This is a genomic window from Paenibacillus riograndensis SBR5, assembly GCF_000981585.1.
GTDB lineage: Bacteria > Bacillota > Bacilli > Paenibacillales > Paenibacillaceae > Paenibacillus_AQ > Paenibacillus_AQ riograndensis.
Genome location: NZ_LN831776.1, coordinates 1,656,246 through 1,668,826, shown reverse-complemented (window position 1 = coordinate 1,668,826; position 12,581 = coordinate 1,656,246). Strand labels below are relative to the sequence as shown.

The window sequence follows — 12,581 nt, the reverse complement described above, 5'->3', positions numbered from 1 at the left end:
CTCAAGCTGACCGGAAAGTGTAGCAGCCTTTTACTATCGTGAACACGGCCCCTTCGGTCAGCGGATATTCCTTGTAAGGGATCATCGCCTTCCCTTGAAACAACGTGCCGTTTCTGGAGTCCAGATCCTTCAGGATATATCCTCCCCCGCTTTTGAGGATCTCCGCATGCACTCTCGAAACTCCTTCGGACTTCTCCACATATTGCGCTACGTCTGGAGATCGGCCAATAAGAAAGCTGGGGCGGTTCAGTTCGATTTTTTCCGGAAGCCCGCCCTCATTCTCATGGACTCTTTCAAGATAGGGTACTGTAGGGCCTCCTCTCTGGACTCTCTCATTCTCAGAAGGCAGATCCTGCTGCAGCAGAGCTGTAGCTTCTACTGGCATTGGCGATTGAATTTTGAGTTGGCTTCTTTCCTGCAGCGCCCCCTTCGTAAGCGCAGCTTGAGCATTAGCATAGGCAGGAATCTCTAATTGCTGTGAAGACACTTTAATGCCGGGAACAGCAGCCGATACAGAGGACACTGCGGGAGGCCGGCCAAAATCCCATTCCAGCTCCTTGTGATTTCTCCGGCGCATAACCTCCATACCGTCTTCAGTCCCTTCTTCCTGTCTCTCACCACCTAAAATCAGTCTTCCGCTCCAGACCAGCCAGCAAAATACACCCAATGCCAGCGTCGCCACTGCGCAAACGGCCATCCAAAGCGGCTTAGGATTGTTCAGATAAAGAAACTTCCACAATACCGCATCAGCCAAAACCCCGCCCAGCACCGTATAAGTTCTGTAGGCAGAGGAGGCGGGAGCCGTATTGCTCTCCATATCCCCATCATCCGGCTGCTGCAGTGGCGGCGGCTCTTTTAGCTTGAGTCGCGGATAACCACTCATCCATGGAGCAGACTTTTGAATCTCTGATCCTGCATTCCCGAATCCCTCCCCCGTCCGGTTCTGTTCAGGAACAGCAGATGCAATGTTTGGCGCTGTGCCAGTCATTTCCCGAATGCCTCTCTCTGCTGGCCCATTTGTATCCGGCCAAATAGAGCTTGGCACAGCCCGTGCAGTATCTGTGAACCTGTTTGCCCCCTCACCGTCCGTCAGCAGTTCGGCTAGCAGTTCCTTCAATCCGGCCGGAGTGAACTCCTCTTCCCCGCAATATTGCAGCAGTCTTTGCACTCCATCACCGGACAATTCTTTTACAGACGCCATAAGGGCCATAATCAGTGACTTCAGCCCTTCTCCGGCATTCACCGAAAATTCAGCCTGCAAAGGAAGATAAGTAAGATACACCTTGCCGCTGCGCAGGGGTCCATCGATAAAAATATAATCCTCATGCAGCACATACTGCTCGGCACTCAGCATATATAACCGTCCCTCCTCCATCCCTACCGCAATCTGCAGCAGCAGTCCGAAGAAATCGGGCATGCCCAGCTTGTCCCCCTTCAGAAGATGGCTGAGCATTTTCCGGCGGGAAAGCGCATAATCAAGGGTTACCTGCAAATTGATCTCTTTGAGCTGCAGCCGAAGATGATGGGGAATCCCGATATTCATCAGCATACGGGCCTGCACCATATTGAGCTCATCCGGCTTCAGTCCCCCGGGCCTGCTGAGCAGCATCGAGATGCCGTCCCGCTGTACAAAATCACGGCTTAATCCAAACAATACGCCTCACCTCTCCACTATAAGTACAAATAGGCACAGATGAACCCTGGAACAACCGCCAGCATAAAAGGGAATTTCAACAGATCATCGCTTCGCCTCTTCAATAGCCGGGGTTCCCGGAGCATTAAAAATCCGGCACTCCTGCTGATAATTCCCCGGATGCGCCTTCCCGTTTCCCGTCTGGAAAGAACAATGATCCATCCGATCACTGCCCCGAACAATACAGAATAGACAGTAACCTGCAAGGTGAACAGTATCCCCGTCCAAGCACCGATTCCCGTAAAAAGCTTCACATCTCCTGCGCCAACCGCACCCAGAAGATGCATGATCAGCAGGAGGAGAAAGCCTGTGCCTGCACCGCATATGGACACCAGAAATCCTTGGCGGCCGTTCATCATCCCCTGTACAATCAGCCCGGCCATCAGCAGCGGGAGCGTGATCCAGTTCGGTATCCTCATGAAGCGGATATCTGTAAGGAACGCCGCTGCCAAGAATGGCAGACAGCTCCAAAATGCCCATACCGCCATTACTTTTCCCCTTCTTCCGCCTGAATTTTTTTCACCACTGTAAAAGCTGCCTCCAGCGAGGTGCCATCCTGCAGCTGGATAACAAAACGCCATGTGCCCGGCGTAGTATTCACCCCGATTTTCCATTCCCAATCGAGATATCCATTCTCATCCGCCTGCTTCCACCCCAGGTATTTGGCGGTGCTCTGGCCGCTTTTATAGAAGATGGACAAGCTGGCTGAAGCATTGGGCGGAATCTTGACCCGAATCCTGCCCTGATGATTGGCCACTCCGGGGCTTGGCTTCTCCAGAATAACAATGGAGTTCTGCTCTTCCCCGCCCCCTGAACTGTCCTCTCCATCCTCAGCATCCGTATTTCCGATCCATAGACGCTCCACCGCACTGGCCTCCAGCACGATTCGCTGATTCAGAAAAGGCACCTTCATCGGCAGTTCATAGCTCACCACAAGTCCAAAGTATGGCCGCGACCCTGTCTTAAGGTCCGGGACAATCACATTCGAAACATGAATGCGGTCATATTCCAGCCAGTCTGTTGAAAGATAGGGCTTCATTACAGGCTTGAGCGCCAGATCCAGCGCTCCTTCAGATGCCTCTGCCTGCAATTTCTGCAAGGGGTCTTCTCCCCGCTTCACGGCTGAACGGACCCAACCAGCGACCGGTTCCGGAAGGTCTGCCACATAGCTGTCACTCCACTCCTCAAGCGAGAGCCGGGGGATGCTCCATTTATCCGAAGATCCGGCAGCTCCAGAAGCTCCAGAAGCTTCTGTCCCTCCGTCTGAGCCTCCGGCAGCGTTTCCTTCTTTACCAGCTTCCCGTTTCTGCACAGCCAGTGCAGCAGGATACATATGGGCCGAGATGACCTTCACCGTATCCGAAGCTGTACTCTGCAGAGCCGTCGAGTATAAGGACATTTGCACGATGAAGATCAGGAACAGGACAAAAAGCAAAAACATAGGGAGGACCATAGCAGCTTCCACAACCATGCTGCCTTCACACGCCGCTCTTCTCCGCTTCCGGAATCTTTGCTTCACCTTGTTCCACCTCCCAGCTAATAAGAAAAATCCGCCTGTACAGTCCGGTAGTATAATTTGCCCTGCACATCACCCGAAAGACCGCCGCCGTAATCCAGCAGCTTCACTACTCCCGGCAAAAACCATAAGGGCATAGCCATTTTGATATCTGCTGCTGCGTATGTGAAAATCTCATCCGGATTACTTCCGGTATTCAGCCGGATTAAAGCCAGCATCCGCGATAATTGGACGTCCCCGCCTCCATGCAGCACCAGAAACAAGCGCAGGTAATCCCGGTAACTCAGCTTGGCGGATATGTATTTAGAGAGCGGAATTTCACCATTTTTGCATAACAGCAGCATATCCTGCACGGCCTGCTCGACTCCGTATAGAAGTGCCGAAGCCAATACCAGCAGCGGATTGCCCAGGTTTGCGCGCTCTGTAAAACCCTCCATGGTACGTATAGCCAGGCGCACTGCAAAAATCTCCCCATAAGCTGCCGCTATATTCCCGGCTGGATTGTAGAAGCCATACAAAACATACTCCAATTCCTGAGCCGTAGGATCAAGCTGATCAGCCAGCTTCTCTGCTGCGTCATTTATGGAGCCTGAAGCTAACCCGGACAGCTGCGAGATATCAAAGGGAGGAAAATACAGCGCCGAGTATTCAGTCTGAAAAAGCCTGTCTCTGGCTCCCTCTAGCACATTGCCCATTGCAGCATAGAGTCCGTCCACTTTGACCATGGAGGAGCTTCCGGCAGAATAGAGGTTCTGATCTGCCGCACCCGTCTCTGGCTCCTGGTCCAAACCCTTGTTAAACGCTATATTGCCATTGTAATAATTACGCAGCGTCTGATAACGTTCCATAGCCTCCCCGGCGCCAGCGCCAAGCCCGCGGATTTGGTCCAGCAGCTTCATGGCATCGCCCAGCTTGCCCTTGGCCTCCTGCTCCGTCTGCTTGCGCTGGCTGTCGAAAGTGCGGTGCGTCTCTATACGTGTTCTGTCAGCAGCAATGAGCACGCCGTCATTTCCATAATTGCGCATATAGCTGTCAATTGTCTGCGATGCACCCAGGACACTGGCCATCATGGCGGAGACGTCGGCATTCAACCCCGTTGCCGGACTCAGGCTTCCGGGCAAGAGTGCGACCTGCTGTACTACGGCCTGCGAAGCTGCCTGCTGTTCCGATAAGCTATTCTCCAGCGTACTAATGTCACTTGCCGCGAGGATAAGCGAATCCTCCTGCTCGCGCAGCTTATGGATCGGATCTGCGCTCAGCTCAGCTGTACCGCCTGGAATATCCCAGCTCCGCGCCGGGTCCTGTGCATCTTCCGGCCCGCTGTTCCGGGACTGCTCCAGCAGGCTTTTCATTTGAACATTCAGAGATTTGACCCGTTCCAGCGCAGCCGCTGCCTCTTCCATATAGCGTTGCTGCTCTTCCTGATAAGCGGCCTGACTGCCTGAAACCTGCTCAAGCAATTCAGCGGATTCTTGTAAATAAGACTTTAAAAGACTCTCGTACCACGCAGTTCTGCCCTCAGCCCTGCGCTGCATATCGGCATGATATTTTCCTACATAGTCGCCATACATGGCCGGGATATCCGCAGCAGCGGTAATGCTGCCTATCGCAGTGAATACGATAGTGTCACCTGGCGGATTCATGATCAGCGCCTGCAGTGCTTTTCCGCTCTCTGCCGCCTGTTTCCGCGACTTCAGCATTTGATCCAGCGCTTCCTCCCGCTCGTCATACAAAGGCTGCAGCTTGCCTAGCACCTTGGTCGTCCGTGAAGCTTCACCCATTGCCGCAGACAGCGGCTTGAACTTGCCGGCCAGCTCCAGGGCAAAATCAACCGGCGCCTTGTATTTCATCTCTTCTACAATCTGGCGGCGGAAAATATCATAGTTTCCAAGCGGCCGGCTCCAGCTTAAAGAAGAAGAATCCAGATCCGAAGGCAGCAGGTTAAAGGCATCGCCGCGTCCGCTCTCATACAAATTATCATTCAGTACACTGGCCAGCAGCTGGTCGCCGTCATTGCCGCCATAAGCAAAAAGTCCGTATTTGTCCTTCAGTTCAAGATCATAAGCTGACATGACTGAACGGACAGCCGCCCTGGCCAGACGCTCTTCCTGTACATTTACAGCGGCAATGCGCGCATAATCAATGAGCACAGCGGTAAACAGGAAAACAAATGCCAGCACCATAATTAAAAAGATAGAAACTGAACCATCAGATCGGGTATATCTGTCAATCCTGTACCTTTTGGCTCCCGCAAAAACATGCTTAGTCTCAGACTTCAAGCGGGTCCTCCTTTCTGGCCTTATCCGCTGCTCCCAAAATATCATTTCCGCTCCGGCCTACCCCTCTTGCTCAGTGCAGCTTCTTCAACATGATCTCCGCGTTTTTCTTATCCATCCCACTGTCTGGACCGCCTTTGAATTTGGCGCCGTAATAACGCATAAGATCAACGGTACGGATAAATTCAACCGGTTCAGCAACCACAGACCGGGCCTGCACTACCGGCATGGCCTTATCGGAGAGAATCCCATCCAGCACAGGCAAATTCAGCATCCGCTTCAGCTCTGCGCTGATTTGCCGGCCTGCTGGGCTATAGGCATATCTCATCTCACCCGGCATATTTGCCGGGACCATACCCGAGGCATGCTCCAGCTTGACCACAGGCAATGTGCCTCCATCCCCTGCGGCAGGAAGCGTAATGGCTGCTCTACCATCAGGCGAGCCGATGCCGAATAAAGAGGAGAGCAGAGCATCATCGCCAATGCGCCAATATAGCGGGTCGTATTCGCCAATGGGATAGGCACCCTTCGTTTCTTTGTGAGTGTTATCCCAGTTGTAAGCCGCACGCTCCGTAGTGGCTGAAGCGATCTGCAGCAGCATTGACTTCTGATAGCTGTACAAGCAGAAGAACAGCAGCAGCATCGTGATGCACATTATAATCGGCAGCAATAGAGAGGCTTCTATAGTAAAACTGCCCTCGTCTTTCCGAGGCGTGCTCAATCGAATACTTTCTGGCTCTTTTCACCAGCCGTCTCAATCAGAGCTTCAACTACCTCTTGAATCTTGTCTTTGAAAAGAAGGACGACCGCAATCAGCACAGCAATGATCATAATCATCTCCAGCGTACCGAGTCCTTCCTCGTCCTTCCAAAAGCTTTGTACAGCTCCCGCCATCATTGAACTCATCATCAGCTTCCTCCTTCTACATTTTGAGCATCATGAACGCCGGCGTCCCTACCAGCACAATGACAATTAAAAAGATGACTACCATCGGAAAAACCAGCTTCGAGGATGCCTGTTCCCCGCGCGTCCGGCTGATCGCCTTCCGTTTCTCCCAGAGCATCCGTGAGAGATCGCGCAGCGCCAGGACAAAATCAGCTCCGCCTCTGCGGTAATTAAGCAGCACCGTGGTGGTGAACAGCGAGACCTCCTGCACCGCACAGCGTTTGCTGAAATTCTCAAAAGCCTGCTGGAACGAATAGCCGCTGTCCCACTCAGCTGTCATTTGGTGCAGTTCCTTATAGAGCGGGTGCGATGTGTCCCCCTTGCGGCTGTCCACACAGCGGATGATCGCCCGCTGCACTGTTTCTCCTGCACCTACGAGAAGCACAATGCTGTTCAGCAGCTCCGGCAGCTCAAAGCTGATATTCTGCTCCCGCAGCCGTACCTTCTTATGGAGATCGCTAACCAGGGCAGCGGGAAGCATTACCGCCAGAAATGTTCCCAGCACGGTTCCGGCTGTCTCCCCGCTTAACACCGTCAGCACACTTCCGGCTGTCAGGAACAGCCAGCTGTAGCTGACCATTTCCCCCATAAAGAGCAATGTCCGCTCTGCGCTATAACGCGTTCCGTAGGTACGCTGCAGTGAGCGCTGAATCCTGAACATGACCGAGGGAAAATATCTTCCGGGCTTCCATCTCTCAATCATCCAGAGAAATGGCTCACCCAGCCCTCTTAGCCGCAGCCCCTCCATAGGAAGCGTGCGCAGTACAGCGTAACGGCTTCCGCATTTCAGACGGAGCAGCACCCAGCCAAGTGCCAGCACCAGCGCGGCGGCGCCGCATAGCCAGTTCATTCATTTCACCTCCTTTACAGTGGAATATTCATGATTTTGGAAGTCCACAGGCAGCATAGAAAAAGCAGTCCAAGAGCCAGTGTAGAGATCGCAATACCTGCACCTGTATACATCGGCTGCATATAATCCCCCGCTGTCAGACTCATGAATGTCACCATGATGAGCGGTGAAACCAGCAAAGCCTTGGCCTCAAATTTCTTCTGGGCAATGCTGACAGCAATCTCCTGCTGCATATCCAGTTTCTCCCCGATAATGGTTGAAGTGCGCCGCACGATTTCTACCAGGTCGCCCCCGGTCCGTTTACAGACGGAGAAGACATCGGCGAACCGTTCGACATCTTCCATGCCTGCCCGTTTGCTGAAATCATTCAACGCTTCTTCAACCGGCTGTCCATACTCCATGCGTGCACAGATAATGTTCAGCTCAGAGATCATATCGCTGTCACCCTCCGGGTCAAGCATCAGCAGATCCTGCACCGCTTCGCGAAAAGCATTCTCCACAGAGCGGCCGGCGGACAATGAAGAAGATAGCGAAAACAGCATCTGCTTAAATTGCAGATTAAGTGCGGCACGCCGCCGCCGGTGCAGATAATCCCGCAGTATTCGCGGCGCATAAGCCCCGCCCGGAGCCAGCAGCAGGGACAGCAGCCCATTGTGGTAAAATAGGTAGCCAATCGCCCAGAGCAGCGTTCCGCCAACCAGCATTGCTGTGATTTTGTGCCAGGAAGCCAATACGTACACGGTATAATCCGGCAGTTGCGCCGCCGCACCGGGATTCCCCTTCGGCGCAACGCTCCCCGGGAGCGGTCTGCTGTTCATACCCAACCTGTGTGCACCGCTATTTCGGAGATGCTGCCCCTTCTGTTTTAACGAGATCAGAGCACTTCCCCCTTCCAGTGGATTCCGGCCATCCTGAGCTTGCCGGTATGCAGCATCGGGTTCCCGCTGGGGATCAGACCGCCCTGAACATGTCCGTCCGTCCCCCCCGTTTCACGGAATTCATAGAGCGGATTCAGCACCACCTCCCCCTCCTTGACCCCGGCAACCTCACAGATTTCCGTCACCCGGCGGGAACGGTCACGCAGCCGCGACAGATGCACGAAGATATCAATCGCAGACCCGATCTGCTGCCGGACAACCGCCACTGGCAGATCGGCAGCACTAAGTACCATCGTTTCCAGACGGCTGACCATATCCCGGGCACTGTTTGAGTGCCCTGTACTCAGCGAGCCGTCATGACCTGTATTCATCGCCTGAAGCATATCGAGGCATTCCGCTCCCCGAACCTCGCCCACCACAATGCGGTTCGGCCGCATCCGCAGCGAGGAACGGATCAGATCACGGATACTGATCTCTCCCCGGCCTTCCGTATTCGCATTTCTCGTCTCCAGCGAAACGAGATTCGGTACGGTGACGATCTGCAGCTCGGCTGAATCCTCTATCGTAATCACACGCTCCTGCGGTGGGATGAACTGCGACAATGCATTTAGAAAGGTTGTCTTGCCTGAGCCGGTGCCGCCGCTGATAAAAATATTGTATTTCGCCGCCACTAACATCTGCAGAAGCTCGGCAGCCTCCATACTTACAGTTTCCCGGCGGATCAGCTCGTTCATCGTCATCGGCGTTTCGGGAAACTTGCGGATAGTCATCGCCGGCCCCTTCAGTGCTACCGGCGGCAGAACGATATTGACCCGGGACCCGTCCTTCAGCCGTGCATCCACAATCGGCGAGGAATCGTTGACCACCCGGTTAACACCGGAGACCACCGACTGGATAATATCCTCCAACCGGCTGCTGGACTCAAAGGCCAGCGGGAGGCGGCGGATCAGCCCGTTCTCCTCGACAAAAATCTCATCATGGCTGTTGATCATAATCTCGGTGATCGCCGGATTATCCACCAGCGGCTGCAGCACATCCAGCCCCCGGAATGAATCGAACAGCTTCTTGACCAGGGTATGCTTCTCTTGAGCGGTCAGATGCCGCAGGCTGTCCCGCGCAAGAACCGTCTGCTCTATATAAGCGGTAAGCTCACGGTTGCCGACAGCGGAGGTCAGGTCCAGTCCGGAACGGATGTCACTGCGGAGCAGCCGGAACATCTCTTCATTCATATACCATTCCCTGTAAAGACACGCGGCAGCGCGGGCTCAATGATTCCCGAGCAGAGCTGCTGTATCCCGAAGATGAATTGCGGGGAATTCAGGCACAGCTCCCCGTGGTGCTGTACGGCCCAGGAAGAGATATAAGGAAGCACAGCATCCATTTCCACCCCCTCAGGAAGAACCCCTCCGCTATTGGCATCGGCTGCAAAATTCAGCACAAACCTGCTTTTGCCCTGTACCTCCTGCAGTCTGCCTGAGTGGGGTTTACTGCAATGCTCCAGCCATCGCCCGGTCTTGTGCATGCTGTTCTTATCCCCCGTCAGCACCCAGAGCAGGAGGCCGCATCTATGCAGAACGGCCTGGGTCTGCTGCTCCTCAATGCCCCCGGTATCTACAATGACAACATCATAGCGCCCCGCCCCGGACAGCTCTTCCAGCACATCCAGTGTATCCGTCAGCGTCATCTCCAGCTTTTCCTTAAGATTGTCTACCGGTCTGAAGGCCTCGCTTCGCAGACTTTCATGCCGGATCACATACTGTTCAAGCTCCATCTTTCCTGATTGCGCTAGGCCCCCCTCTCCTGCGCTTGCCTTCAGTTCATACAGCAGTCGCTCCAGACCGGGGGCGCTGCCGTCCGGCAAGCGCAGGAACAATCCGCTGCTGTCCACACTTTCCAGATTCAGATAAAAAACGGACAACCCCAGCCCCCCAAGCTGCTTCGCCATATTGAGCGCAAGCGTGGTTTTGCCGCTGCTGCCGCTGGCTGAGACCACACCCAGCAGCAGCGTCTCCTCCTTGGGCACGGACGCCATCCGGCTTCGCTTCAGATCACATAGCTGAAGTATGGACTCCAGCAGGGAAGGCAGCGCCTGATACTTGATAATCATTTGTCCGCCCGCCAGACTCCCGGAGGGATTGCCGCGGATGTCCCCATCATCACTAAGAACTGCCCACGGCACTGAATTCCTCCCTTCCACCAGCCACGCCTCAATAAAAGAAGGATCTCCTACAACCGCGTCCGGGACTTCCTCCCCCTGCATAAATTCCATAAAGGCATCCAGCATGCTGAACGCGCTGACCCGCAGCATCCCTCCATATTCACTATGGTGTATATAGTGGAGCAAGGGCTCAATGTATTGGCTTTCGCGTACTGCGAGAACGATTCTCGCTGCCATGTCACACTCTCCTTTCTGCAAAAAGACAACAAAAAAAGCACCGCCAATAACCGTGGGATACGGTCATTGAACGGTACTTCCGTTACTATTCCTATAATTTACAGCTATAGTAGCATATATATGAGATCACAGCAATACCTTTTTTTACTTTCCCAAAATTCCGTCAGCTCTTATATCCAGCACAGGATATTCCCCGAACCATTATTGTCCTGTATAATTTATACGTCCATCATTTGCCGCCCCCCAACATATAACAAAGGAGATTTTCGACACATGAAATTTGTACCCGGTTTTCTTGCCGCTGTAGCCATATCCGGTGTTATCAGCGTATCGGCAGCAGCGGCAGAGCAGCCTATCACCGTAACCGTTGATCAGCAGAAACTGAACCTGAGCAGCAGCGCGCCAGTCAAGGATCAAGGTTCCATTCTCGTTCCCATGCGTCCGATTTTTGAGAAGCTGGGCCTTACCCTGGTGTGGAATTCCAAGACAGGCACCATCACAGCCTCTAAGGAAGGCCTGACAATCACTCTGCAGCTCGGCAGCAAAAAAGCGACCGTGAACGGAACCGTAAAGCAGCTCGCAACCGCTCCAAAAATGGTCAACAACGTTACTTATGTCCCGCTCCGTTTCGTGGGCGAAGCAACAGGCAAAAGTGTAGTCTGGAACGCCAAAGCCAATTCCGTAGAAATCAAAAGCAGTCTGAACAGCGCGGACGACAAGGGGATTTCCAAGCTTTTTGACCAATACGTCAGCTATTCCAACAAAGAAGATTACGAGGGATTTATAAGTCTGATCGATCCGAAGTCACCGCTGGCCGCAGCCGCAACGGCATTTAAGGAGCAGATGGCAGCTTACGACGTCACCACAACAATTTCCAGAATGGACATTATCGATATCAAGGAGAAGGAAGCAACTGTGGACGTTGTGGAAACAACGGAAAGAACCGGCGGGGCCTTCATACCGAACAGTACTGCAGAATACATTTATTCGCTTACCAAAAATGATTCCGGCTCCAGCTGGCTGATCAGCAATGTGCAAATCCAGGCTGTCCAGTATTCCCTCCCGGCAGGAGCGCTTGAAGCCAAAATCACCGTTCCGGCAGCCGATGAAGAGCAGATCAAGGCCGTGCTGCAGGCGAATACGGATTACACCAACAAAGAAGATCTGACTGGCGTACTGTCTACCATAGACGAGTCCTCTCCAGCCTACAAGCTGAGCGGGCAGACTTACAAGCAGCTTTTTAACTCCTATGATTTGGAATCCAAACTGGAGTCATCCAAAGTTATTTATTACAATGATAATGAAGCCGCGATTTATGCCGTTATGACCACCAAAAAGCTTAAGGGTCCACAGTTCACCGATAACCGGGGTGAAACCGTCACAACCGTCAAGAAATCGGCAGATGGCAAGTGGAAGCTGGTACAAACCTACAGCCTTAGCGTGAAACCGCTGACCAACTAGGCAATTTTGACATTCTCTGTTACCAAAAACGCAGCAGGGCTCTATCGGAGCACCCGCTGCGCTTTGTAATGTCTTCTACAGAAACCGCTTCCGGATCTCCGGCGTCGGAACCATACATTGTTCATCCCGGCCGAACCAGCGGTAACGGTTCCTCGCAACCAACCTGTACAGGGCGTCCCGCAGCGGACGGGGGATAATGATAAGCAAATAAGCAGCAGGCCACGGAAAACGCAGTTTGCGGGCGATCCGCAGCACTGCAGCCGATTCCGTATAGCAGACGCCGTTCTCCAGCAGGACAACCGTGCTGAGCTGCCCGGGCACAAGACCGCTGTCATTCGTCAGCTTACGGGAAATCTCACTCTGTAAAGGGGCAAACAGAATCCGGCCTTGGGGATCACGGGGGATAATGAACCGCACCAGCCCCTGGCACAGATGGCAGACCCCGTCAATCAGTACGACAGATTTGTTTGTTAGAGCTTCCTCTTGTACTTTCACATTGCCCTCCCCCTTCAGATAGTCACAGTATATCCAGAATCCTCCCCGAAAAAAAACAAAAGCGCGGGATAA

The 12,581-nt window shown here is 53.4% G+C and carries 12 protein-coding genes; 1 reads left to right on the top strand and 11 read right to left on the bottom strand.

Features of this window, described 5'->3' with window-relative positions:
- Position 1 precedes the first annotated feature (1 nt).
- The 10 genes from PRIO_RS07255 to PRIO_RS07210 form a co-directional block, all read right to left on the bottom strand.
- Positions 2 to 1,654 (bottom strand): DUF6382 and FHA domain-containing protein, encoded by a 1,653-nt coding sequence (locus tag PRIO_RS07255; protein WP_020428341.1) that lies wholly within the window; start codon positions 1,652 to 1,654, stop codon positions 2 to 4.
- A 17-nt stretch (positions 1,655 to 1,671) separates the two neighbouring features.
- On the bottom strand, positions 1,672 to 2,181 hold the full coding sequence (locus tag PRIO_RS07250; protein WP_020428342.1) for an A24 family peptidase: 510 nt from the start codon (positions 2,179 to 2,181) through the stop codon (positions 1,672 to 1,674).
- On the bottom strand, positions 2,181 to 3,212 hold the full coding sequence (locus PRIO_RS07245) for a TadE/TadG family type IV pilus assembly protein (RefSeq protein WP_020428343.1): 1,032 nt from the start codon (positions 3,210 to 3,212) through the stop codon (positions 2,181 to 2,183). The genes PRIO_RS07250 and PRIO_RS07245 overlap by 1 nt, the downstream gene beginning before the upstream one ends.
- Before the next feature lie 17 nt (positions 3,213 to 3,229).
- Complete coding sequence (locus tag PRIO_RS07240; protein WP_020428344.1) at positions 3,230 to 5,488, bottom strand: hypothetical protein; 2,259 nt, start codon at positions 5,486 to 5,488, stop codon at positions 3,230 to 3,232.
- A 70-nt stretch (positions 5,489 to 5,558) separates the two neighbouring features.
- Positions 5,559 to 6,206: a TadE/TadG family type IV pilus assembly protein gene (locus PRIO_RS07235; protein WP_046501664.1), complete on the bottom strand. Its 648-nt coding sequence runs from the start codon at positions 6,204 to 6,206 to the stop codon at positions 5,559 to 5,561.
- Positions 6,203 to 6,394, bottom strand: a complete 192-nt coding sequence (locus tag PRIO_RS07230) for a Flp1 family type IVb pilin (RefSeq protein ID WP_039788092.1) — start codon at positions 6,392 to 6,394, stop codon at positions 6,203 to 6,205. The genes PRIO_RS07235 and PRIO_RS07230 overlap by 4 nt, the downstream gene beginning before the upstream one ends.
- Before the next feature lie 13 nt (positions 6,395 to 6,407).
- Positions 6,408 to 7,280 (bottom strand): type II secretion system F family protein, encoded by an 873-nt coding sequence (locus tag PRIO_RS07225; protein ID WP_020428347.1) that lies wholly within the window; start codon positions 7,278 to 7,280, stop codon positions 6,408 to 6,410.
- Positions 7,281 to 7,294: 14 nt separating this feature from the next.
- The gene (locus PRIO_RS07220) at positions 7,295 to 8,098 is read right to left on the bottom strand and encodes a type II secretion system F family protein (protein WP_081487186.1); all 804 of its coding nucleotides are present in this window, start codon (positions 8,096 to 8,098) and stop codon (positions 7,295 to 7,297) included.
- Between the two features lie 56 nt (positions 8,099 to 8,154).
- Positions 8,155 to 9,387, bottom strand: coding sequence for a TadA family conjugal transfer-associated ATPase (locus PRIO_RS07215; RefSeq protein WP_046501659.1), 1,233 nt, complete (start codon positions 9,385 to 9,387; stop codon positions 8,155 to 8,157).
- On the bottom strand, positions 9,384 to 10,553 hold the full coding sequence (locus PRIO_RS07210; protein ID WP_020428350.1) for a P-loop NTPase family protein: 1,170 nt from the start codon (positions 10,551 to 10,553) through the stop codon (positions 9,384 to 9,386). The genes PRIO_RS07215 and PRIO_RS07210 overlap by 4 nt, the downstream gene beginning before the upstream one ends.
- Positions 10,554 to 10,826: 273 nt before the next feature.
- On the opposite strand from PRIO_RS07210, the gene PRIO_RS07205 reads away from it, so the two are divergent.
- Positions 10,827 to 12,014 (top strand): copper amine oxidase N-terminal domain-containing protein, encoded by a 1,188-nt coding sequence (locus tag PRIO_RS07205; protein ID WP_020428351.1) that lies wholly within the window; start codon positions 10,827 to 10,829, stop codon positions 12,012 to 12,014.
- 75 nt (positions 12,015 to 12,089) lie between these two features.
- On the opposite strand, the gene PRIO_RS07200 is transcribed toward PRIO_RS07205, so the two are convergent.
- Positions 12,090 to 12,509, bottom strand: a complete 420-nt coding sequence (locus PRIO_RS07200; RefSeq protein WP_020428352.1) for a thiol-disulfide oxidoreductase DCC family protein — start codon at positions 12,507 to 12,509, stop codon at positions 12,090 to 12,092.
- Between the last annotated feature and the right edge of the window lie 72 nt (positions 12,510 to 12,581).

Bases quoted from the DNA above. Each gene is read 5' to 3' on its own strand.
- PRIO_RS07215 (WP_046501659.1), bottom strand. From the start codon at position 9,387: ATGAATGAAGAGATGTTCCGGCTGCTCCGCAGTGACATCCGTTCCGGA.
- PRIO_RS07250 (WP_020428342.1), bottom strand. From the start codon at position 2,181: ATGGCGGTATGGGCATTTTGGAGCTGTCTGCCATTCTTGGCAGCGGCG.
- PRIO_RS07225 (WP_020428347.1), bottom strand. From the start codon at position 7,280: ATGAACTGGCTATGCGGCGCCGCCGCGCTGGTGCTGGCACTTGGCTGG.
- PRIO_RS07220 (WP_081487186.1), bottom strand. From the start codon at position 8,098: ATGAACAGCAGACCGCTCCCGGGGAGCGTTGCGCCGAAGGGGAATCCC.
- PRIO_RS07230 (WP_039788092.1), bottom strand. From the start codon at position 6,394: ATGATGAGTTCAATGATGGCGGGAGCTGTACAAAGCTTTTGGAAGGAC.
- PRIO_RS07210 (WP_020428350.1), bottom strand. From the start codon at position 10,553: ATGGCAGCGAGAATCGTTCTCGCAGTACGCGAAAGCCAATACATTGAG.
- PRIO_RS07205 (WP_020428351.1), top strand. From the start codon at position 10,827: ATGAAATTTGTACCCGGTTTTCTTGCCGCTGTAGCCATATCCGGTGTT.